Below are 21,011 nucleotides of genomic sequence, written 5' to 3' on the forward strand. Positions count from 1 at the left end.
GATATCCACAATACTTCAATATATTGTGGATATTTCCTGATGCACGATGTCATGCTCTGGCTTGCCCGAGATTCAAACAGGCGGTCGCCCACCACGGCCTACGCATCAGGACGCAAATCCCGCCTTTTCAAAGCAGCCTGTGCAGACGTCGCCAGGCAGCAGGCGTGTTACCCACGGACTGACGGAAAGCCTTGGTGAGATGAGCCTGATCGGAAAAACCCAGCTGGGCAGCAATATCGGCCACCGTCAGATCGCCTTCCAGCAGAAGTTTCTGTGCGGCATCGATACGCCGCTCAAGTTGCCATTGCAGAGGCGTTTTGCCGGTTGTCTGGCGAAACACCGTGGCGAACCAGCTTTCCGACAGCCCGACAATATCGGCCATCTCGGCGACCGTCATGCGGTCATCACCGCGCTTTTCCACGCGGGCGAGTAACCGGTTCATCTGCGCCTGCGTCAGCCTGCCATTTGCCTGCTCGGGCGTTGGTCCGGGAATATCCAGCAAGCCGGCAACAATACTGCCGACGAGGCTTTCGGCATAAAGCGGATGTTTCTGCGGCTCGGCCAGTTCATCCACCAGCAGGCCCGCCAGGGTTTCCACTCCGCCGATATCCTGTATCTCGACCGGACGGCGTAACGCGGTCATGGCCGCCGAACCGCCGACCGCCGGGGACAGGAAGCGCAGAAGCCGGTCCTTGTGGATATGCAGGTTGAGATGGGAAAAACGATGCGTGGCGTTGCTGCCCGTCCACATGGGCACGCCTGCCGGCACGTAAACCGCCCTCGTCATCGGCCGCGAATGTTGCGAAAGCTCGCCGTCGCGATTTGATATGCGGATCCGTGACGAGACGTCGTTGAAGAAAATCATGATGCGCGGATCGGCGGCGAGATAATACCCTTTCGCCCCCACTTGGCTCTCCGCCTCCCAGAAAGCGCTGACCAGCCCGTCGAACTGGCGCCACTTGACCGGCGCGGTGACGCTGATCCCTTCCGTGTACCAGGTCATGGAATGCCAGAAACCCAATGCAATTACCGTCCGGTTGTCGAGCCGAGGCCGAGGCGTGGAAACAAACGTGGCCCAGGGCAATCGTGGCAATCACCCTGCACGCCGCCATAACATGACTTATCTATTCATGTTAATAGCAAAGATCATTATGAATAGAAACATTCTCCCCCGCGAAAAGGCTGGAACCTCTGCCCGGGACGACCGTTGAATTCCTGGCAGCAACCTAACGAGGGAGATTATTCATGGACCGCAACAAGGAACCCGGCGACTTCGCAGAGAAGAAGCGCGAGGAACAGGGTCGCGGCGTCATCGTCGCCGGACCGGATGCCCACGAGAATGAAAAGAGCGGCAGAACCCCGTCGCAAGGGGCGGAGAAATCATCCCCGGAGCGTCCTGTACCGTCTTCCGACCGTCGGTGAGCCGCCGCCGCGTCCAGCACATTTGCGCAACGCGTGTGAGAGCGCCTAGCCGATCTACGAGAAGCCGAAAACAAAAGCGCCTCCCCGATCTCTCAGGGAGGCGCTTTTTAATGGCAAACAGGCTCGTTACAGAAGATCGAAACGGTCGGCGTTCATCACCTTCGTCCAGGCGGCGATGAAGTCGCGGACGAATTTTTCCCTGTTGTCGTCCTGTGCGTAGACTTCCGCATAGGCACGCAGGATCGAGTTCGAGCCGATCACGAGATCGACACGAGTGGCGGTATATCGTGCCACGCCAGTCCTGCGATCACGAATCTCATAGAGATTGTTGCCGGTCGGGACCCAGGAATAGGCCATATCCGTCAGCGTCGTGAAGAAGTCGGTCGTCAGGGCGCCGGGCTTGTCAGTGAACACGCCATGTGTCGCACCGCCGTAATTGGCGCCAATGACGCGCAGACCGCCGATAAGTACTGTCAGTTCCGGCGCAGTCAGGCCGAGAAGCTGGGCGCGGTCCAGCAGCAGTTCTTCGGGGCTGACAACATAGTCCTTCTTGATCCAGTTGCGGAAACCATCCGCCAGCGGCTCGAGCGGAGCGAAGCTGTCGGCATCCGTCTGCTCGGCGGAAGCGTCGCCGCGGCCCGGTGCAAACGGCACGGCGATATCGAAGCCGGCCGCTTTCGCGGCCTGTTCCACGCCGTAATTGCCGGCCAGAACGATGACATCCGCGATGCTCGCACCGGTTTCACGGGCAATCGGCTCGAGAACCGAAAGCACATGGGAAAGACGGGCGGGCTCGTTGCCTTCCCAGTCCTTCTGCGGAGCAAGGCGGATACGTGCGCCATTGGCGCCGCCGCGCTTGTCTGAACCGCGGAAGGTGCGGGCGCTGTCCCAGGCGGTGGCAACCAGATCTGCGACCGGAAGGCCCGAAGCGGCGATCTTGGCCTGTACGGCAGCCACATTGTAGCTCGTCGAGCCTTCAGGCACCGGGTCCTGCCAGATCAGGTCTTCTGCGGGAACATCCGGTCCGAAATAACGGGATTTCGGCCCCATGTCACGGTGCGTCAGCTTGAACCAGGCGCGGGCGAAGACTTCGGAGAAATGATCCTGATCATCCTTGAACTTCAGCGAAATCTCACGGTAGATCGGATCGACCTTCAGTGCCATGTCCGCATCCGTCATCATCGGGATGGTGCGGATCGAGGCATCCTCGACGTCAACAGGCTTGTCTTCTTCGGCGATGGTGATCGGCGCCCATTGCGATGCACCGGCGGGGCTGTGCGTCAACGTCCACTCATGCTTGAACAGCATGTCGAAGAAGCCGTTGTCCCACTTGGTCGGATGGCTCGTCCACGCGCCTTCGATACCCGAGACGACGGTATCACGACCGATGCCGCGGCCCTTGGTGTTGATCCAGCCAAGGCCCTGATATTCCGGGCCTGCGGCTTCCGGATCGGGGCTGAGATTGGCCGCGCTGCCATTGCCGTGCGACTTGCCGATCGTGTGGCCGCCGGCGGTGAGCGCCACGGTTTCCTCGTCGTTCATGCCCATGCGCGCGAAGGTCTCGCGCATCTGCGCCGCCGTCGCCAGCGGATCGGATTTGCCGTTCACGCCTTCCGGATTGACGTAAATGAGACCCATCTGCACGGCGGCAAGCGGGTTTTCCAGCGTTTCCGGCTTCGTCACGTCGCCGTAACGACCGTCGCTCGGCGCCAGCCATTCCTTTTCATCACCCCAATAGGTGTCCTTTTCCGGAGCCCATATGTCTTCACGGCCGAAGGCGAAGCCGAAGGTCTTCAGGCCCGCAACGTCGTAGGCAATGGTGCCGGCGAGCGCGATCAGGTCTGCCCAGGAAATCTTGTTGCCGTATTTCTTCTTGATTGGCCACAGCAGGCGGCGACCCTTGTCGGTGTTGACGTTATCAGGCCAGGAATTCAGCGGTGCAAAACGCTGGTTGCCGGTGTTGGCGCCGCCGCGGCCGTCCGTTACGCGATAAGAGCCGGCGGCATGCCAGGTGACACGGGCCATCATACCCACATAGCTGCCCCAGTCGGCCGGCCACCAGTCCTGGCTATCGGTCATCAGGGCCCGAAGATCGGCCTTGAGGGCCTCGACATCAAGCGTCTTCAGCGCTTCGCGATAGTTGAAGGAGGTGCCTAGCGGATTGGTCTTGGTGTCGTGCTGATGAAGAATATCGAGGTTCAGCGCGTTCGGCCACCAGTCGGTCACCGATTTGCCGGAAGCCGTATTGCCTCCGTGCATGACGGGACATTTGCCAGCCGGTTTTGAAGTTGCGTCCATTTCGCCCTCCGATGGGTTTAGCAATTAAACAAAATAAGTTCGACACGGGCAGCGGTATGAATCAGCGTTCGCAACGGGTTACTGCCAATCGCAACGACACTGACGGCCTTTCACAGCTACAGCCTCTTTCTGTCATGATGATGACTAACAGGCGGGTTCCATAATTTCCAATTGTATATTCTAAAGGCTGCGATATGCTGAGCTTATGATTGCGCTCTCCATGAAACATCTCCGCTATTTTGACGCTCTGGCGAAGATTGGCCATTTCGGGCGTGCTGCCGAGGCCTGCGCCATTTCGCAGCCCGCCCTTTCGCTTCAGATCCGTGAACTGGAAGAACTGATCGGTGCGCCGCTGGTCGAAAGAGGCAGCCGGCAGATCAGGTTGACCGCTCTTGGCGAGGAGTTTGCCGAGCGCACCCGCGCGATCCTTCAATCGGTCGATGAGCTGCAGGATCTGGCGCGGGCTCGGCACGGCCCGCTCAGCGGCCGCCTGCGCATCGGCGTCATTCCGACCGTTGCTCCCTATCTCCTGCCGCAGGTCATCAAGACGCTTACGAGACATTACCCCGGGCTGGAAGCACGTCCGCGAGAGGCGGTAACGCAAAAACTGATCGAGGACCTTCTGGAGGCCCGGCTGGACATGGCCATCGTCGCCCTCCCCGTCTCGGAACCGTCGCTGGAGGAAATCCCGCTATTTTCCGAGGAATTCATCCTGGTGCGGCCGATGGAGGATGCGGGCATACCGGTGCCGAGCGCCGACAAGCTCGGCGAAATGCGCCTGCTGCTTCTGGAGGAAGGCCACTGTTTCCGCAATCAGGCGCTATCCTTCTGCAGCACTACGAATGCGCCACCCCGCGTGCTGATGGAGGGGAGTTCACTATCCACCCTGGTGCAAATGGTCGGCGCCGGCATCGGCGTCACACTCATTCCACAGATGGCCGTCGACATGGAGACCCGGCAGTCCACGGTCTCGGTCTTCCGTCTGGCGGAACCGCGACCGTCCCGCACCATCGGTATCGTGTGGCGGAAGAGTAACCCGCTTTCGGCGCAGTTCGCTCATATCTCGGAGATCATCCGAGACTGTGGCCTGCAAAAAATTCAGGGCGGTAACGTTTCCACCAGATAGAGGTCAGGCGCACAGGGTGCGCAAAGTCGGGCCGAAGCCTCGAAAAAAGCCTTCTTGATGCGGCTGCGCTTGTCACTGCCATCCATTGTGGAAATGGGCACTTCGAACCCGAACATGCTCTCCGGCATTGCAAGCCGCTCGTTCCAGAAAGCGTCAATGTCCGAAAGCAGCATCTTCTGGCGCCGTCTTCGCCGATGGTTTATCGGATGCCGGGCCTGCGAGATCGCAAAGAAGCTATGCGCACCCTTTCCCAGATAGGCCTGCATAACCATCAACACCGCCTCTTTGGGGCGCAGACCACAAAGATCACGCGTTACGGCCACCATTTCCTGCTTCGCCGCGTGCGGCCCCTGCATTCCGCCAACCACGATCGTCCTGACATCGCCCCGGTTTACGAACATGAACTTTGCTGTCCAAACTGTCGCCTCATCCCGGCATCGGATCAACCGGACGGCAAACGCGCCCTCGTGCCGGCCCCCAAAGCGGTCCGCAAGCGCCAGGCTACACCGGTAATCGTCGGAACGGCCGGAAATCACTGACATCTGGACGGCATCCCCAGCCCAGATCGCTGCCATCACACTGCGCGAAAAGCACTCCCTGGCGAGGTGAAAATTCGTGGTCAGAAGTGCGAGACGTTTCTGAGAGCCCAGATTGGCGATAAGGAATTTCGAGAAAGGTTTTTGCAGCAGATCGTCGTGCGGAAGCGCCAATTGCTCCATTGCCGAAAACCGCATGAGAAAACGCCACCATCGCAGCGTCACGATGGGATTGCCCGCAAAACGCATCCATAAAAGAAAACCGCGCTTCCAGTGTGCCCGCCGGGTGAACCCCGCGAGCCTTGTCATAAGCGGCAAAAAAGACACTCCCGCCCCCTCAGCGGCTGGGAGACCTTCCGGGTAAGCCGGCAGCGGATCAAGCGCACCGGGGTCATGAGCACGGCGGAGGGCAGACGTTTCAGCGCGCCACATTTTGACACCTGCAGAGAGAATGAGAGCAAAGGGAAAAGAGGGAGGAGGACATCTCGATAATAGCAATCACCTGCGAATCCGGATTTTGCCGCGCCAATCCAATTAGGCCCGTCAAGCTGACATGACTGTGAAACCAAACGGGCGGTGCGTGATAAAAACGAAGACTTTCCAGAAAGGGAGTTTTCACGTGGCGGCACGGCACCGGCGTCTTCCAGAAGGGACACACTGCGCCATCCCGGCCCATAGCGCCTTTGCCATCAGTCACGATCCGTCTCCACACCACAAACCAACTCAGTTCGGTCAGTCTGACGGGCGTTCTGCACCGGTAACGTTACGTCAACATTATGCCGCCGGGCATTCGGGCCGGGTAATGCTGCTGCAATTATGAATGCCTATCCCTTGGCCATCGGCCTGAGCGCAGGCGACGTGACCCGGCGGTTACCGGATTGGTTTTATCTGGAGAAACAATGTTATGTGGATGAAGAGAACGATAAAGGCGGGGGGCGCGCTTGCTGGCTGCGTTCTCGTCGTCACCGCTCTCGGTCCGGTACGCGGAAGCGCGGATGCGAATGAGCGCGTCAAGGGTGTCGTGGCGGCGGCTACTATGAGCCCTGCCGGCATTCCTTTCGAGCTCACAGAGCAGGAAACGGCAAAGATCGGTACACGCTCCATGGCGGAACGCCTCAGCATTAGCGGTGAGCTTCAGCCAATCAGCCGCGTTGTGATCCGCGCCCGCGAAGCCGGAAAGATACTTGAGATGACGGTCCGGGAGGGGCAGCCGGTCAAGGCGGGCGACCTGCTTGCGCGTTTTGAAACCGACGAGTTGCAATCAACGCTGCTGCTCCGGCAAAGCGACCGGAATGCGGCCGAGGCTGAGCTGACACTGGCGATGCAGGCGCTGGCGAGAACCGAACAGCTGGCTGCAAAAAACATTGCCTCGGCAGAGCAACTCGACAAGGCGAAAAGCGATGTCGTGGTGAAGACGGCAAGGGTTCAGAGCCTGTCGGCACAGGTGGATATTGCCCGTCTCGCCGTCCGCAACGCCGAAATCCGTGCACCATTTGACGGAACCGTTACCAGACGTGTGGCAGAGACGGGGTCGCGGATCAGCGCCGATGGCGAACTTCTGACGCTGGTGGACAGCAGCATGCTGGAAGCAAAAGTCCTCGTAGCCACCCGCGATGTTCCCCGCATCGCACTCGGCCAGACGGCCGACCTGGAGATCGACGGGCTAAGTGGGGACGTCGTCAGGAGCACCGTCGACCGCATCAATCCTCTTGCCGAAGAGGGGACGCGTTTCGTCGCGGTCTATCTGCGGCTTGCCAACCTTGACGGCAGGTTATGGGGCGGAATGTTCGCAAGCGGATCGATCCTTCTGCGGGAAAAAAACGACGCGCTGGTAGTTCCCGCCATCGCGCTTCGCAAGGATGAGACAGGCTATCATGTTCTCAAGGTGCTGAACGGCCATCTCCGCCGCCAGGCCGTTGCGCTTGGAGCGCGCTGGAACGGTGGAAGCTCCGTCGAGATCGCCGCCGGCCTGAACGGAGGCGAGACGATCCTCACCGCGCCGTTGCCGGAGTTACAGCCTGATATGGCGGTGACGATAGACAGGGCGGGCTGACATGGTTCTGACCCGCATATCCGTTACTCATCCCGTTTTCACCACCATGATGATGGTGGCGCTGCTGGTCCTGGGCTTCTTTTCACTGCAGAGACTGGGGCTGGACCAGTATCCCAAGGTCGACGTGCCCGTCGTCGTGGTGGCCATTACCTATCCAGGCGCGACACCGGAGACGGTGGAGACCGACGTGACACGTCCGGTCGAGGAGGCCCTGAACACCGTCGGCGGTCTGGATGAAATCACCTCTACCTCCTATGAGGGGCGATCCGTCGTGGTCGCGAAATTCAAGCTGGAGGTTGAAGGCGCGACCGCCGCACAGGATGTGCGTGACAGGGTGGCGGCCATTGAGGCAAATCTGCCGGAAGACACGAAAAAGCCGGTCATCTCTCGCTTCGACCCCGCTGCGGAACCGATCCTTTCGATCGCGATCAGCTCCACGGCACTCGATGTGCCTGCCCTCACCACACTTGCCGACCAGAAGGTGTTGCGGCAACTGACCAGCGTCTCAGGCGTCGGCCAGGCGACACTCGTCGGCGGCCGAAAGCGGCAGATCGATGTTGCAATGGACGAGACGCGCATGCGCGCGCTCGCGATTGGCGTCAACGAGGTGGCGAATGCGCTGCGCAGTGGCAACGGTAACAGCCCGGCAGGCAGCATCGTGGAGCCAACCTCCGAACGTACCATTCAGGTTCAGGGCCGCATCGACACCCCACAGGCACTGCTGGATATGGTCGTGGCGCGGCGCGGCAGAGCGCCGATCCTGCTTTGCGACGTGGCAACAGTTTTCGAAGGGGCGGCCGACGCGGAAAGCCGCGCCCTTTACAACGGCCAGACGGCACTGGCGATCGATATCGTCAAGATACAGGATGCCAACACCGTTCAGGTCGTAAGGGACGTGAAGAGCCGCCTTGACGACCTCAATAGAGAACTCGCCCCGCAGAACGTGCAACTGCGCATCGTCACGGATTCGTCTATCCCGATCCGGGAATCCGTCACTCAGGTGCAGACAACCCTGATCGAGGGCGCGGCACTTGCAATCGCCATCGTTTTTCTCTTCCTCAATTCATGGCGCAGCACGGTCATTACCGGATTGACCCTGCCCGTCGCCATCATTGGCACGCTTTCAGTAATCGATTTCCTCGGCTTCACGCTCAATACGCTCAGCCTGCTGGCGCTGACGTTGTCCATCGGCATTCTGGTGGATGACGCGATCGTGGTACGCGAAAACATCACCCGCCATCTTCACATGGGCAAATCCCATATCCGCGCAGCACTTGATGGAACGAACGAGATCGGGCTTGCGGTTATCGCCACCACCGCGACCATCGTGACAGTCTTCCTGCCGGTCGCCTTCATGGGCGGAATTGTGGGTCGGTTCTTCTACGAATTCGGCGTCACCGTCTCGGCCGCCGTGCTCATTTCCCTCTTCGTCGCCTTTACGCTCGATCCGATGCTGTCGAGCGTCTGGTACGATCCTGATTCACAGCCTGACGCGAAACGTGGGCGCATCGGTCGCCTGATTGCACGTTTTGATCATGGCTTCGGACGTTTCGCCGGCAGGTACCAACGCGTGATCGGCTGGACCCTCCGACATCGGCTCGTTACATTGCTTGCCACCATCGCCATTTTCATCGGTAGCCTCTTCATGGTGCCGCTGCTCGGCGCGGAATTCGTGCCGACCGCCGACGGGGGCCGCTTCCAGATAGCCGTTACCGCACCGGCCGGCTCTTCGCTGGATTACACCACGGCGAAGGTCCGGCAGGTCGAAAAGGCGCTCAGGCAGTTTCCAGAAGTCGAGACGCTTTATTCCACGATCAATACCGGCGGCGCCGCCGGCAAACATCGCGCCATCATTCAGGTGGCGCTCGTGCCGCTGGAGATGCGGAGCAGGACGCCGCTGGCGCTTACCGACCCGATCCGCCAACGCCTGACGGCCATACCCGGCATTGAGTTCTCGATCCTGCAGGACGGCCTTGGCGGCGAGGAAAGCCCGGTGCAGCTCAGCGTTCTCGGCGACGACAGGGAGGTACTCGACAAAATCTCATCCGCCCTGATGGAAGACATGAAGAAAATCCAGGGCCTTGTGGATGTGACCTCCAGCGCCCGCAACGTGAGACCCATCCTTTCCGTACGCCTGAAATCCGCAGCCGCGAGCGATCTCGGTGTCAGCAGGTCCGAACTCGCTGCAGCACTCTCGCCGCTCATCGGCGGCGAAGACGTATCGAAATGGACGGACAGGAACGGCAACAGCTACGACATCGTCCTGCGCCTGCCTGCCGAGCGGCGTTCCGATGTCATGGCGATCAGCGACCTCATGATCGCAACCGGACGGACCACGTCAAACGGCGCCCCCGTCATGGTGCGTCTCGATCAGGTCGCCGAGATCAACGTCGTTCCGGCACCGGCGGAAATCCGCCGTATCGACAATCGCCGCGAGGTGCTGGTCACGGCCGATATTGCCGGCCTCACGCTAGGCGATCTGACGGAAGCGTTGCAGAACCTCACAGCGCATCGCGATCTGCCGGATGGTTACCGCATACGCTTCGGCGGCGAGGCCCAAACAATGGAGGAAACCGTGGGCCATATGGTGACAGCGCTGACCATGGCGGTCATCTTCATCTACATCGTCCTTGCCTCGCAGTTCGGCAGCTTCATGCAACCACTCGCCATCATGGCGTCGCTGCCGCTCTCGCTTGTCGGCGCCCTCGCCGGCCTTATGGTGGCCGGCAGTACGATCAACATGTTCTCGCTGATAGGCTTCATCATGCTGATGGGCCTCGTGACCAAGAATGGCATATTGCTGGTCGATTTCGCCAATCGTGAACGGCGGCGCGGCCTTTCGCTGAACGAGGCGCTGGAAAATGCGGGTGTGATCCGCTTCAGGCCGATCATCATGACGACGCTCGCGATGATCTTCGGCATGATCCCTCTCGGGCTCGCCATAGGTGGAGGCGGCGCGCAGCGCGCGCCGATGGCCCATGCGGTGGTGGGCGGCCTCATCAGTTCCACCTTTCTCACCCTGATCGTCGTGCCGACCATCCTGTCCTATATCGACAGCATCAGCACGCGTTTCGCCCGACTGCTGCCGAAACCGCTGGACGAGGCGGATGAGCAAGACGTGTCGGATCGACAGATGCAGTTTCTTCAGCATGAGCTTCACCTGCCGAAAGATATCCGGCAGATTTGAGCCTGTCGTTTTACGCCCACATTAGTCGTCGGTTCAGCCAGGCGATGCGGCAGATATTCATCCCCCTTCGCCCGTGCGGCCCTTCCGTTTGCCCTTTGGCCTGAAATCGACCAGCAGCGATTTCAGCTCGATATCCCTGACCCTTCTTGCCGCCTCGTCCGGGCGAACCCATTCCACCAAGCGCTCGCCACGCTCCTTGAATTTGGCTTCCGCGCCCGTCACCTCGATCTGAAACACGTCCACGACGCAGGGCACGACTTCGCCATTATCCAGCATCTTGAGATAGGTATAGCGGCCGACCGCTTCCTTTCTGACCCGGCCACGAACACCGGCCTCTTCCCAAGCCTCGATTGCCGCGGCCTCATGGGGCTTCTTGCGCTTCATCGGCCAGCCGCGCGGAATGATCCAGCGGCCGCTGGTGCGTGACGTGACAAGCAGGATTTCGACATTGTCATCGCCCCCGCCATATCGAAAGCACAGCGCGGCATATTGCTGCCGGAAAGCGCCTGTGAAGAGCTTTTCCGGAACCGCAGCAAGCTGCTGAAGCAATGTCAGGGGGCGGGCCGGGCGGGATTTCCGGCTTTTTTTCGTCGATTTCATATCCGTTGATAGTGCTGATTTTCCGGGTTGCATCAATGCCCCGCGTGCATTTATGACAGTTTTATGACAATTACCCCCCACAACATAAAAAGCGCCACCGAGGGCCAATTCGCATGATGAGCATTTTCCGCAAACTGATGCCGCGCGAGGATCGTTTCTTCGATCTGTTCAGCAAACATTCCGAAACCGTCATCAAAGCGGCCGAAGCCCTGGACAGCCTGTTGAGCGGCGTCGATGTCGAAAAGAACTGCGATCTCATCGTTGCCCTCGAACATCAGGCGGACGACATCACCCGCGACGTGTTGCTTGCAGTGCGACGCAGTTTCATTACGCCTTTCGACCGCGGCGATATCAAGGACCTTATCCAGTCCATGGATGACGCCATCGACATGATGCACAAAACGGTCAAAACCATCCGTCTCTTCGAGCAGAGCGAATTCGACCCGCTGATGAAGGAGATGGGCCATGAGATCGTGCGCGCGGCGAGCCTGATCGCAGAGGCCATTCCGCTTCTGGAAAAGGTCGGCACCAATGCCCAGCGCCTGTCATCCATCGCCGAAGAGATCACCCGCGTCGAGGGGCGCTCCGACGACCTGCACGACCAGGGACTGAAAGACCTGTTCCGCCGCCATGGCGCCGCCGGCAATGCCATGGCCTACATGATCGGCAGCGAGATCTACGGCGAACTCGAAAAGGTGGTTGACCGCTTCGAGGATGTGGCCAACGAGATCAGCGGCATCGTTATCGAGAACGTCTGATGGATGTCGCACTTGCACTGCCGCTGCTTGTCGGCCTCATCGCCATTGCACTGTTCTTCGATTTTCTGAACGGTCTTCACGACGCCGCAAATTCCATTGCCACGATCGTTTCCACCCGGGTGCTGCGGCCGCAATATGCCGTTGCGTGGGCTGCCTTCTTCAATTTCATAGCCTTCCTCTTCTTCGGCCTGCATGTGGCGGAAACGCTCGGCACCGGCATCATCGATCCGGCCATCGTATCTCCGCAGGTGATTTTCGCGGCGCTGATCGGCGCGATCGTCTGGAACATCGTCACCTGGATTTTCGGCATCCCCTCCAGTTCGTCGCACGCCTTGATCGGCGGCCTCGTTGGCGCAGGTCTGGCAAAGGTCGGCTTCAATTCCATCGTCTGGTCGGGTCTGCTGAAGACAGTCGGCGCCATCTTCATGTCACCGGCGATCGGATTTTTCCTCGCGCTGCTTCTGGTGCTTGCGGTATCGTGGCTTTTCGTGCGGCAGACGCCCTTTGCAGTCGATCGCACCTTCCGCGTCATGCAGTTCATCTCCGCCTCGCTTTATTCGCTGGGCCACGGCGGCAATGACGCGCAGAAGACCATGGGCATCATCGCCGTGCTGCTGTTCAGCCAGGGACATCTCGGGGAGAGTTTCTACGTGCCCTTCTGGGTGGTGATTTCCTGCCAGTCTGCCATGGCGCTCGGCACCTTGTTCGGCGGCTGGCGCATCGTGCATACGATGGGTTCAAAGATCACGCGGCTCAACCCGATGCAGGGTTTCTGCGCTGAAACCGGCGGCGCATTGACGCTGTTCGGCGCCACCTGGCTCGGCATCCCGGTCTCCACCACGCACACCATCACCGGCGCCATCGTCGGCGTCGGGGCCGCACGCCGCGTCTCCGCGGTGCGTTGGGGACTGGCCGGCAACATCGTCATCGCCTGGATCGTGACCATGCCGGCAGCGGCACTGATTTCCGCTTCCGTTTACTGGCTGACGTCGCTGTTCGGCTGACACTCCCCTGCCCCATCGGCCCCTCCCGGAACAAAAACCACACCGTGGATGTTTGATCCGGGAGATCAACGGGCAAGCGGATCGCGGGAAATGGCACGTCAGGTTTTCTGGAAGGGTTATCTGAAGCTGTCGCTGGTGACGGCCTCCGTATCGCTGACACCTGCAACGACAGAAGGCAACAAATACCGCTTCCACGTTCTCAATCGCAAGACCGGCAATCGCGTCGAAAGCCGTTACGTCGACAGCGTCACACACCGCCCCGTTGCAGCGAAAAACCAGGTGAAGGGTTTTCCCCGTGGCGAGGGCGATTATGTGCTGCTCGAGGATGACGAGATCGATGCGGTGGCGCTCGAAAGTACCCGCACGATCGATATCAAGACCTTCGTGCCAAAAGGCTCCATAGACTGGATCTGGTACGACCGACCGCACTTTCTTCGCCCGGAAGACAAGATCGGCGCCGAAGCCTTCAGCGTCATTCGCGAGGCCATGACGGCAAACGGCGTTTTCGGCATTGCCCGGCTTGTGCTCTACCGGCGGGAACGGGCCGTGCTGCTGGAACCTTCCGGCAAGGGTATCATCCTGTGGACATTGCACTACGGCGAGGAGGTGCGCGAAAGCATTGACGCTCTCGATCCGAAGATGAAACTTGAAAAGCCGCTGCTGCAGGCCATGGAAAAACGCATTTCCAGCCAGATGACGGAGTGGAAACCAACGTTGGTTCAGGACCCGATCCAGAAAAAGATCAGGTCGCTGCTCAAGAGCAAAGGCAATGAGGCGCCCGCCTCGAACAAGAAGGCCGGCACCAAGGCCCGAACCGGCGGCAACGTCATCAACATCATGGACGCCTTGAAGAAAAGCATCGCGGCCGAAAAGAAGCGCTGAGACGCTGTCTTAGCGTGCCTTTTTCGGCAAAGCCTCCGCGGCGGCAAAAAAGCCCTCCCAGGGATCTTTCTTCAATGCGGCAAGACGTGCCCCGATATTGTTGACCGTGAAGTGGGCAGGACCGATATCGGCCGTGAGTTCGGACCATTCGAGGGGGGCGGAGACCGCCGCACCCGGCCGCGCCCGGGTCGAATAAGGCGCCACCGCGGTATTGCCGCGACCGTTGCGCAGATAGTCGATGAAAATGCGGCCTTTGCGTTTTGCCTTGGTTGCAACCGAGAGATACCTGTCCGGCTCGGCCTTCGACATGTCTGCGGCCATGGCTTTGGCAAATGCCTTGACGGCCGTCCAGCCCGCCTGCGGCTTCAGCGGGGCAACCACATGAAGCCCCTTGCCGCCTGATGTCTTGACGAAAGCTGCCAGACCCGCCGCTTCAAAACGTTGCTTCAGTTCAAGCGCCGCCTCTATCACATCCTCCCAGGAGACATCCTCGGCGGGATCGATATCCATGGTGATCATATCCGGCTTTTCCCAGCTCGCGGTGGTCGCTCCCCATGGGTGGATTTCAAGCGCCGCAGACTGCACGAGCGCCATCATGCCATCAAAATCGGTGATGCGGATCAGTGGTTCGCCGGCCTTGTCCTTGGGATCCCTGATCTGTTCGATGGCCTTGTTGATGCCGCGCCAGGCGTGTTTCTGGAAAAACCGCTGCCCTTCTATACCCTCCGGGCAGCGCAGCAGCGCCAGCGGCCTGTTTACCACGAAGGGCGCCATCTGCTTCCAGACCTGGGCATAATAATCGGCAAGACCTTCCTTCGTCACGCCGTCATCCGGCCAGTAAAGGCGGTCCGGGTGAGTGAATTGGATGGCAGACTGCGGCGGTCTGGTGTCGTTCACGGCCTTCTCCTCGCGTTCGATTTCTTGAGCAGGCTTATCCTCGCGCAGTCCTCGGAATGAGGCGTGCCGCAGATTGCCATCGCCCGACCACGCCCGGAATTCGACCTCCGCCACGAGTTCCGGTTTGACGTAGTGAAGGTCGCGACGTGCAAGCGCGGTCAGCTTTTCTCCGAAGGGGCTTTCCTTTTGCGCGAGCGGCTTCAGGCGTCCGAGCAGCATCTCAGCCACCTCGCCGGTGTAACCCGTACCGACAAGGCCCACATGGCGCAGCTTGCCCTTTTCATAGACGCCGAGGGCCAGTGAACCGATGGCATGATCCGAAGTGGAAGAAACCGTATAACCACCGATGACGAATTCCTGCCGCATCGAACATTTCGATTTCACCCACTCACCCTTGCGGCCGGAGACATATTTGCTGTCCTTGACCTTGGAGATCACCCCTTCGAGGCTGAGACGACAGGCGTGGTCCAAGACCAGCGCGCCGCTCTCCTCGAAATGTTCGCTGTAACGCAGCTGCGGATTGCCCGCCGGAAGGAGTTTTTCGAGGAGAGCCTTGCGTTCAGTGAGCGCTGCGCCGCGCAGGTCGGACCCATCGAGATACAGAAGATCGAAGGCGTAGAAGACGAAACGGTCGCTGCGCCCTTCACTTAAATCCTGTTGCAGGGCTGAAAAGTCGGATGCGCCGCTGTCCCGTTCCACGACGATTTCACCGTCGATCAGGGCTGTTCCGGCGGGCAAGGCCTTCAACGCGCGGGCCACCGCATCCCCAAATTTCTCTGTCCAGTCCAGGCCACTACGGGTCAGGAGCTGGAGTTTGCCGTGGTCGAGCCGGACCTGCAGTCGGTATCCGTCGAACTTGATTTCGTGCAGCCAGCGATCGCCGCCAGGCGGTTTCGGCTTCAGCGTGGCAAGCGCCGGCGGCACGAAGGACAGAAGCGCCTGTTTACGCGCCCCTGGGTAAGTCATGCGCCTGCTTCCGGCCTGAAGAGGATGCCGTGGCCTTTTTCGAAACGGGTTTGGAATTCCACGTGTCCTTGGGTTTTGAAGCGACATCTTCGACGCTGCGACCGGTTTTCACCGATTCCGGCCGCTCTTCCAGAATATCGGCACCGCCGTCGTGCCGCGCCTCGTCATCATCGCCCTTGATCAGCAGCCAGTTTTCCCGCTTTTCGCCAGGCTTTCCGTGCATACGCACGAGATGCCAGCGGCCTCTCAGCTTCTCGCCTTCCAGCTCGAATTCGAGATGGCCTTTTCGATAGCCCTTTCTGGCGTCGCCGATCGGCCGCCAGACGCCGCGATCCCAAACGATGACGGTTCCGCCACCATATTGTCCTTTTGGGATGACACCCTCGAAATCGCCATAACTGAGCGGATGGTCTTCCACGTGCACGGCAAGGCGTTTTTCTTCCGGATCAAGGCTTGGGCCTCGCGTGACCGCCCAGCTCTTCAGCACCCCATCCATTTCCAGACGAAAATCGTAATGCAGCCTGCGGGCATCATGTTTCTGGATGACGAAGCTCGACCCTTCGGCGTCGGCCTTCGTCCCTTTGGGCTCAGGGGTCTTGTCGAAGCTGCGTTTGGCGTTATAGGTTTGCAATCCCATGGATCAGCTCGCTTTCCGCGACGTCTTGCGGCCTGACGGCTTCGCTGTTTTTCCGGTGTCTTCCCTTGCGCTGCGACGAAGCGCCTCCTTGAGATCAATCACATTGTCCTGTTTCTGCGGTGCCCGCTTGCGGATTTCCCGGCCTTCAATCTTGGCTTTCACCAGCTCCGCAAGGGCATCGTTGTAACGGTCGCTATAATCGGAGGGATCGAAGGTGCCGGCCCGCGTTTCGATGATATGACCGGCAAGTTCCAGCATTTCATCATCGAACTCGATGTCCGGGATGGATTTGAAGACCGTGTTCTCTGCCCGCACCTCGTAACCGAAGTTCAGCGTGGTTGCGACGAGCGCCCTGCCGCTCGGGCGAATGAGCACCACGCGGTTGCGACGGAACAGCACGGCCTCTCCGAGAGCAGCAACATTTTCGTCTTCCATCGCTCTGGCGAGAAGGGTCAGCGCCTCCTCGCCACCTTCCTGTGTCGGCGCTAGATAATAGGACCTGTCGAAATAAAGCTTGTCTATGTCGTCGCACTGGAGGAAATGCCGGATACGGATGACCTTGTCATTTTCCGGCATCAGCTTTGAGATTTCGTCACCCTCGATGACGATGTAATCGCCATTATCGCGTTCGTAGCCCTTGACCTGCTCGTCCCGTTCGACCGCCTCGCCGGTATCACTATCCACATATTGCCGCTCTACGCGGTGACCCGTCTTGCGGTTGACGATGTTGAACGAGATTTTCTCCGACGAGGTCAGCGCGGAATAAAGACCGATTTCACAATTCAAATCACCAAAGACCAGATGGCCTTTCCAGCTCGCCCTCCTGTTCATGACGCCCGCCCGTGATTGTCGTTACGCGACGAGCGGCCGCCATTCCGGTCTGCGGCAAGAATGCGCTCGATGGCAGGAACGTCAGCTTCCGCAAGAACCGGCACAGGGTCGGACGCCATGGCTTCCAGCACTTCAGGGGAAAGGCCGCCATTGCGAATGACCCATTCCATGGCCTCTCTCGTCTGCCTTTCCGCCTTAAGCTGCGCGTAAAGGGCCAGTATAAGCCGGTCGCGCACATCGAAGGGTTTTGCGTCCGTTTGTGAACGTCGTTCGTGCCTTTTCATGTCTGCTCCTCGAACAGCCAGCTGGCGCCTGAGTCATTGTCTCAGGCAATACCCTTGCCGCCGGTCACGCCGTAAACCTCACCATTGATAAAACTGCCGTCCTGCGATGCGAGCAGGACATAGACCGGCGCAAGCTCCACCGGCTGGCCGGGGCGGCCAAAATCGCTATCCTTGCCAAAATTGCGCACCTTTTCGGTGGGCTGGCCGCCGCTCGGTTGCAGCGCCGTCCAGAACGGGCCCGGTGCGACAGCGTTGGCGCGCACCCCCTTGTCTATCAGCTGCTTCGCCAGCGCTTTGGTGTAGGCCACGATGCCCGCTTTTGTGGTCGCATAATCCAAGAGGATTGCAGAAGGCTCGTAGGCCTGTATCGAGGCCGTGGTGATAACGGAAGCGCCTGGCTTGAGATGGGGAACGGCGGCCTGCGCAATCCAGTGAAGAGCATAGAGATTGGTCTTCATCGTGCGGTCGAAATCTTCGGTCGACAGTTCCTCGATGCCCTCGCGATATTGCTGTCTTGCGGCATTGATTACCAGAATATCCAGGCCGTTGAGATCGCCAGCCGCTTTTTCGACCAGCTCGCGACACCAGCCTTCATCGGTAATGTCGCCGGGTAACGCCACCGCCAGACGGCCTTCCGCCTCGATGAGCGCGACCACCTCCTCGGCGTCGGATTCCTCTTCAGGAAGGTAGGAGATCGCGACATCCGCTCCTTCTCGTGCGAAAGCGATCGCCACCGCACGGCCGATGCCGGAATCGCCGCCCGTTATCAGCGCCTTGCGACCGGCAAGCTTGCCCGAGCCCCTGTAGGTCTTCTCCCCATGATCCGGCAGGGGCGTCATGTTGGTCACGAGACCCGGCATCTCCTGCTCCGGCGTCGAAAAAGGCGGGCGCGGATACTGGCTGCGCGGATCCTGGGGCTCGAGGCGGTCTGTCATTGCGGGCTCTCCCAACAAAAGGTGTCCATTCGTCGCGCGCGGCCCGGGAAAAGCTGATCCGACAGCTTTGTCCGAGCGGTTGTTCGGCGCCGGAAGTGGCACGGACAACACGGCGCGCCACACGCAATCCTAACGATCTGCGCAGGCTCTCGTTCCATGAAATCAGGCTGGGAGGATGAATGGCCGAGCGTGGATGGCCGACATGGAGATGGCCGGCAGCGCGCCCCACGCGCTGCCTCGCCTTCCTCAAACGGTATATTTCTTCCGGGTGGTTGTGCCCGCGGCCTGTGCCGGCGCCACATCCGGCTTGCCAAAGAGATAGCCCTGAGCCTGCGCGCATCCTTCATCGACAACCATGCGATATTGCGCATCGGTTTCGATTCCTTCCGCCGTTACCGGCAGATCGAGGCTGCGACCAAGGCCGATAACCGCGCGCACGATAGCGCGGGCATTGTCGTCATCGCTCATGGCGGCAATGAAGCTGCGATCGATCTTGATCTTGTCGAAAGGGAAGCTCTGCAGGTTGCTAAGTGAAGAATAACCCGTACCGAAATCATCCATGACAATGGCAACGCCAAGCGCTTTGAGCTGGGTCAGAATTGTCAGCGTCGCCTTGCGGTCTTTCAGCAGGGCAGCTTCGGTGATCTCCAGTTCCAGCCGGTTGGGCGAAAGGCCGGTCTGCATCAGGATGGTGCAGACGACATGGCCCAGATTGGCCAGTGAAAATTGCAGCGGCGACACATTGACCGCGATTTTCAGATGCGGCGCCCAGGTGTTCGCCTGACGGCAGGCCTCGCGCAGCACCCATTCGCCGAGCGAGATGATGATACCACTTTCCTCGGCGATCGGGATGAACACGTCCGGCGGCACCACGCCTCTTGTGGGATGCTGCCAGCGTACCAGCGCCTCATAACCGACGACCTCACCGCATTCGACGGAAAGGACCGGCTGGTAATTCAGCACGAGTTCATCACGATTGATTGCCAGCCTCAGATCAGTCTCGAGCTGGCGACGCTCGCGCGCCTCCTGATCCATCAGTGGGTCATAAAAGGCCAATATGCCACGGCCGCCCATCTTGGCCCGATAAAGCGCGAGATCGGCGGCATGCAGGATGCTTTCGTCATCTTTTCCGTCGCGTGGAAAGACGGCAATACCGATGCTGACACCGACGGCGGTCGGATCATTGGCGGCATTCATTTTCAGGGCGAACATGGCGAGGATCGTCTCGGCAAGCAGGCGCGCTTCTTCCGCCTTGGTATGCCGCGCGGTCAGAATGACGAACTCATCACCACCGAGCCGGGCGACCACATCTCCAGATCTCGCGCATTCATCGAGAATCGCCGCGACTTTCTTGAGAACCCTGTCGCCTTCGGCGTGGCCGAATATATCGTTGACCGCCTTGAAGCGGTCGAGATCGAGCGCCAGCAACGCAAATTCGTCGCCCTCGCCGCAATGTTCGATCTGCTGGCGCAGCCGCGTCTGGAACATGGTGCGATTGGAAAGGCCGGTCAGCACATCGTGGCGGGCAAGATATTCGATCTCCCGCTGCGCCTCACGCTTCTCCGTCAGGTCGCGAATGGCCATGACCTCGCAGGGACGACCTCGGTATTCGATGGTGCGCACGGCGAGTTCGAACACCTGCGCGCGGTCGGCGCGCTCACGTATGGCCTCTACGGGCGCATTACGGGGTACATAGACGGGTTGCCCATCCGTGGCCCGGAAAAGTTCATCGGGATTCTTTCCAACCAGCGACGTTTCATCGCGCCCCAGCAGGCCTGCGAAACGCGTATTCAGCTCGACGATGCGGCCATCGCGCACGACCGCAAGACCGTCCAGTGTCGCGTCGACGAGACCCTTGAGGTCGACGAGATACCGGTCCACGAGCGCCGCGGTCGCGGTTGCGGAAAGGATCAGGAATGTCACGCCGGAAACCGCGCCGATCATGATCAGCCGGCCGAAATTGTCGGGGTCTGGTCCGGAAATGGACGGATCGGGCGAGAGAACGGTGGCTGACACGGCAGTGAAATGCAGCGCGCAGATTGCAAGGATCGACGCGGCGGTGGGAAAAACGATACGTTTCCAGGAGCCGAGGCGGTGAAACAGCCAGGAGGACAGAAGAAAAAACGCCCAGGCGACGGCAAAACCGCCAAGAACAGCCCCCCAATCGTAGCTGACCGTGGCGGCGACATCTATTCCCGCCATTCCGACGAAATGCATGACGGCAACGGAGAGCGTCACCAGGGTGGCGGCGATGACCGGGCCGAAAATTGCCTGCGTGCGGGCGGTAAGCGCCAGCCAGAAGCCGAGCACGGCAAGAACCGCCGAAAGCGCGGTGAAGTAAAAATCGAAGCCGATGGGAACAGTGCCCTTATAGGCAAGCATGGCGACAAAATGGGTGGCCCAGACGCTGAGCCCCGCCGCGAAGGCGGCAACCAGGATCCAATAGGGCTTTCGGCTGGAGGGACTTTCCTCAGCGCGCAACAGGAGGTGAAAAAAGGCGAGCATTCCCAGCAGACAGATCAATGCCGCAAGAAGCACGATCTCCCGATCGTGTTGGACGGCAACGCATTCCAGCACCGTGAACATGATGCACTC

At 59.9% G+C, this 21,011-nt stretch carries 15 protein-coding genes and 1 pseudogene; 7 read left to right on the plus strand and 9 right to left on the minus strand.

Annotated features, from left to right (window positions below):
- Positions 1 to 127: 127 nt before the first annotated feature.
- Complete coding sequence (locus WA845_RS17260; protein WP_200892985.1) at positions 128 to 1,021, minus strand: helix-turn-helix domain-containing protein; 894 nt, start codon at positions 1,019 to 1,021, stop codon at positions 128 to 130.
- A gap of 224 nt (positions 1,022 to 1,245) precedes the next feature.
- Between WA845_RS17260 and WA845_RS17265 the strand changes: the two genes are divergently transcribed.
- Positions 1,246 to 1,422 carry a hypothetical protein gene (locus tag WA845_RS17265; RefSeq protein ID WP_004444725.1) on the plus strand — a complete coding sequence of 59 codons (177 nt, stop codon included), beginning with the start codon at positions 1,246 to 1,248 and terminating at the stop codon, positions 1,420 to 1,422.
- 126 nt (positions 1,423 to 1,548) lie between these two features.
- Here the strand turns inward: WA845_RS17265 and katG are convergent, their stop codons facing one another.
- Positions 1,549 to 3,720, minus strand: a complete 2,172-nt coding sequence (gene katG / locus WA845_RS17270; RefSeq protein WP_125270705.1) for a catalase/peroxidase HPI — start codon at positions 3,718 to 3,720, stop codon at positions 1,549 to 1,551.
- A gap of 205 nt (positions 3,721 to 3,925) precedes the next feature.
- On the opposite strand from katG, the gene WA845_RS17275 reads away from it, so the two are divergent.
- Complete coding sequence (locus WA845_RS17275) at positions 3,926 to 4,846, plus strand: hydrogen peroxide-inducible genes activator (RefSeq protein ID WP_337322474.1); 921 nt, start codon at positions 3,926 to 3,928, stop codon at positions 4,844 to 4,846.
- On the opposite strand, the gene WA845_RS17280 is transcribed toward WA845_RS17275, so the two are convergent.
- Positions 4,819 to 5,691, minus strand: coding sequence for a DUF535 family protein (locus tag WA845_RS17280; RefSeq protein ID WP_337322499.1), 873 nt, complete (start codon positions 5,689 to 5,691; stop codon positions 4,819 to 4,821). The two genes, WA845_RS17275 and WA845_RS17280, sit on opposite strands and share 28 nt — an antisense overlap.
- A gap of 595 nt (positions 5,692 to 6,286) precedes the next feature.
- On the opposite strand from WA845_RS17280, the gene WA845_RS17285 reads away from it, so the two are divergent.
- Together WA845_RS17285 and WA845_RS17290 are read left to right on the plus strand one after the other, a co-directional pair.
- The gene (locus WA845_RS17285; protein ID WP_337322475.1) at positions 6,287 to 7,435 is read left to right on the plus strand and encodes an efflux RND transporter periplasmic adaptor subunit; all 1,149 of its coding nucleotides are present in this window, start codon (positions 6,287 to 6,289) and stop codon (positions 7,433 to 7,435) included.
- Position 7,436: 1 nt separating this feature from the next.
- Positions 7,437 to 10,622, plus strand: coding sequence for an efflux RND transporter permease subunit (locus tag WA845_RS17290; RefSeq protein WP_337322476.1), 3,186 nt, complete (start codon positions 7,437 to 7,439; stop codon positions 10,620 to 10,622).
- Between the two features lie 57 nt (positions 10,623 to 10,679).
- On the opposite strand, the gene WA845_RS17295 is transcribed toward WA845_RS17290, so the two are convergent.
- A complete protein-coding gene (locus tag WA845_RS17295) occupies positions 10,680 to 11,222 on the minus strand; it encodes an NUDIX hydrolase (protein WP_337322477.1) in 543 nt (180 codons plus the stop codon).
- 113 nt (positions 11,223 to 11,335) lie between these two features.
- On the opposite strand from WA845_RS17295, the gene WA845_RS17300 reads away from it, so the two are divergent.
- From WA845_RS17300 to ku (WA845_RS17310), 3 genes are all read left to right on the plus strand, one after another.
- Entirely contained in the window at positions 11,336 to 11,980 is a 645-nt protein-coding gene (locus WA845_RS17300) for a DUF47 domain-containing protein (protein ID WP_100911481.1), read from the plus strand.
- Entirely contained in the window at positions 11,980 to 12,984 is a 1,005-nt protein-coding gene (locus WA845_RS17305; protein WP_004444749.1) for an inorganic phosphate transporter, read from the plus strand. The genes WA845_RS17300 and WA845_RS17305 overlap by 1 nt, the downstream gene beginning before the upstream one ends.
- A gap of 90 nt (positions 12,985 to 13,074) precedes the next feature.
- Positions 13,075 to 13,866, plus strand: a complete 792-nt coding sequence (gene ku / locus WA845_RS17310) for a non-homologous end joining protein Ku (RefSeq protein WP_269842894.1) — start codon at positions 13,075 to 13,077, stop codon at positions 13,864 to 13,866.
- 9 nt (positions 13,867 to 13,875) lie between these two features.
- On the opposite strand, the pseudogene ligD reads toward ku (WA845_RS17310), so the two are convergent.
- From ligD to WA845_RS17335, 5 genes and pseudogenes are all read right to left on the minus strand, one after another.
- Positions 13,876 to 16,366, minus strand: a pseudogene (gene ligD, locus WA845_RS17315) (DNA ligase D).
- Between the two features lie 3 nt (positions 16,367 to 16,369).
- Entirely contained in the window at positions 16,370 to 17,197 is an 828-nt protein-coding gene (gene ku, locus WA845_RS17320) for a non-homologous end joining protein Ku (protein WP_337322478.1), read from the minus strand.
- Positions 17,194 to 17,481, minus strand: coding sequence for a hypothetical protein (locus tag WA845_RS17325; RefSeq protein WP_004444758.1), 288 nt, complete (start codon positions 17,479 to 17,481; stop codon positions 17,194 to 17,196). Before WA845_RS17325 ends, ku (WA845_RS17320) begins: the two co-directional genes overlap by 4 nt.
- Positions 17,482 to 17,522: 41 nt before the next feature.
- On the minus strand, positions 17,523 to 18,416 hold the full coding sequence (locus WA845_RS17330; RefSeq protein ID WP_111814135.1) for an SDR family oxidoreductase: 894 nt from the start codon (positions 18,414 to 18,416) through the stop codon (positions 17,523 to 17,525).
- 246 nt (positions 18,417 to 18,662) lie between these two features.
- The gene (locus WA845_RS17335; protein ID WP_337322479.1) at positions 18,663 to 21,002 is read right to left on the minus strand and encodes a bifunctional diguanylate cyclase/phosphodiesterase; all 2,340 of its coding nucleotides are present in this window, start codon (positions 21,000 to 21,002) and stop codon (positions 18,663 to 18,665) included.
- Between the last annotated feature and the right edge of the window lie 9 nt (positions 21,003 to 21,011).

It is taken from the genome of Agrobacterium sp. CMT1, from assembly GCF_037203725.1.
In the GTDB taxonomy this organism is placed as follows: Bacteria; Pseudomonadota; Alphaproteobacteria; order Rhizobiales; family Rhizobiaceae; genus Agrobacterium; species Agrobacterium pusense.

What these genes read in the sequence shown, in the direction of transcription:
- WA845_RS17280 (WP_337322499.1), bottom strand. Translation starts at nt 5,691, where the DNA reads ATGACAAGGCTCGCGGGGTTCACCCGGCGGGCACACTGGAAGCGCGGT.
- katG (WP_125270705.1), bottom strand. Translation starts at nt 3,720, where the DNA reads ATGGACGCAACTTCAAAACCGGCTGGCAAATGTCCCGTCATGCACGGA.
- WA845_RS17325 (WP_004444758.1), bottom strand. Translation starts at nt 17,481, where the DNA reads ATGAAAAGGCACGAACGACGTTCACAAACGGACGCAAAACCCTTCGAT.
- WA845_RS17305 (WP_004444749.1), top strand. Translation starts at nt 11,980, where the DNA reads ATGGATGTCGCACTTGCACTGCCGCTGCTTGTCGGCCTCATCGCCATT.
- ku (WP_337322478.1), bottom strand. Translation starts at nt 17,197, where the DNA reads ATGAACAGGAGGGCGAGCTGGAAAGGCCATCTGGTCTTTGGTGATTTG.
- WA845_RS17290 (WP_337322476.1), top strand. Translation starts at nt 7,437, where the DNA reads ATGGTTCTGACCCGCATATCCGTTACTCATCCCGTTTTCACCACCATG.
- ku (WP_269842894.1), top strand. Translation starts at nt 13,075, where the DNA reads ATGGCACGTCAGGTTTTCTGGAAGGGTTATCTGAAGCTGTCGCTGGTG.
- WA845_RS17285 (WP_337322475.1), top strand. Translation starts at nt 6,287, where the DNA reads ATGTGGATGAAGAGAACGATAAAGGCGGGGGGCGCGCTTGCTGGCTGC.
- WA845_RS17295 (WP_337322477.1), bottom strand. Translation starts at nt 11,222, where the DNA reads ATGAAATCGACGAAAAAAAGCCGGAAATCCCGCCCGGCCCGCCCCCTG.
- WA845_RS17275 (WP_337322474.1), top strand. Translation starts at nt 3,926, where the DNA reads ATGATTGCGCTCTCCATGAAACATCTCCGCTATTTTGACGCTCTGGCG.
- WA845_RS17335 (WP_337322479.1), bottom strand. Translation starts at nt 21,002, where the DNA reads ATGTTCACGGTGCTGGAATGCGTTGCCGTCCAACACGATCGGGAGATC.
- WA845_RS17300 (WP_100911481.1), top strand. Translation starts at nt 11,336, where the DNA reads ATGATGAGCATTTTCCGCAAACTGATGCCGCGCGAGGATCGTTTCTTC.
- WA845_RS17265 (WP_004444725.1), top strand. Translation starts at nt 1,246, where the DNA reads ATGGACCGCAACAAGGAACCCGGCGACTTCGCAGAGAAGAAGCGCGAG.
- WA845_RS17330 (WP_111814135.1), bottom strand. Translation starts at nt 18,416, where the DNA reads ATGACAGACCGCCTCGAGCCCCAGGATCCGCGCAGCCAGTATCCGCGC.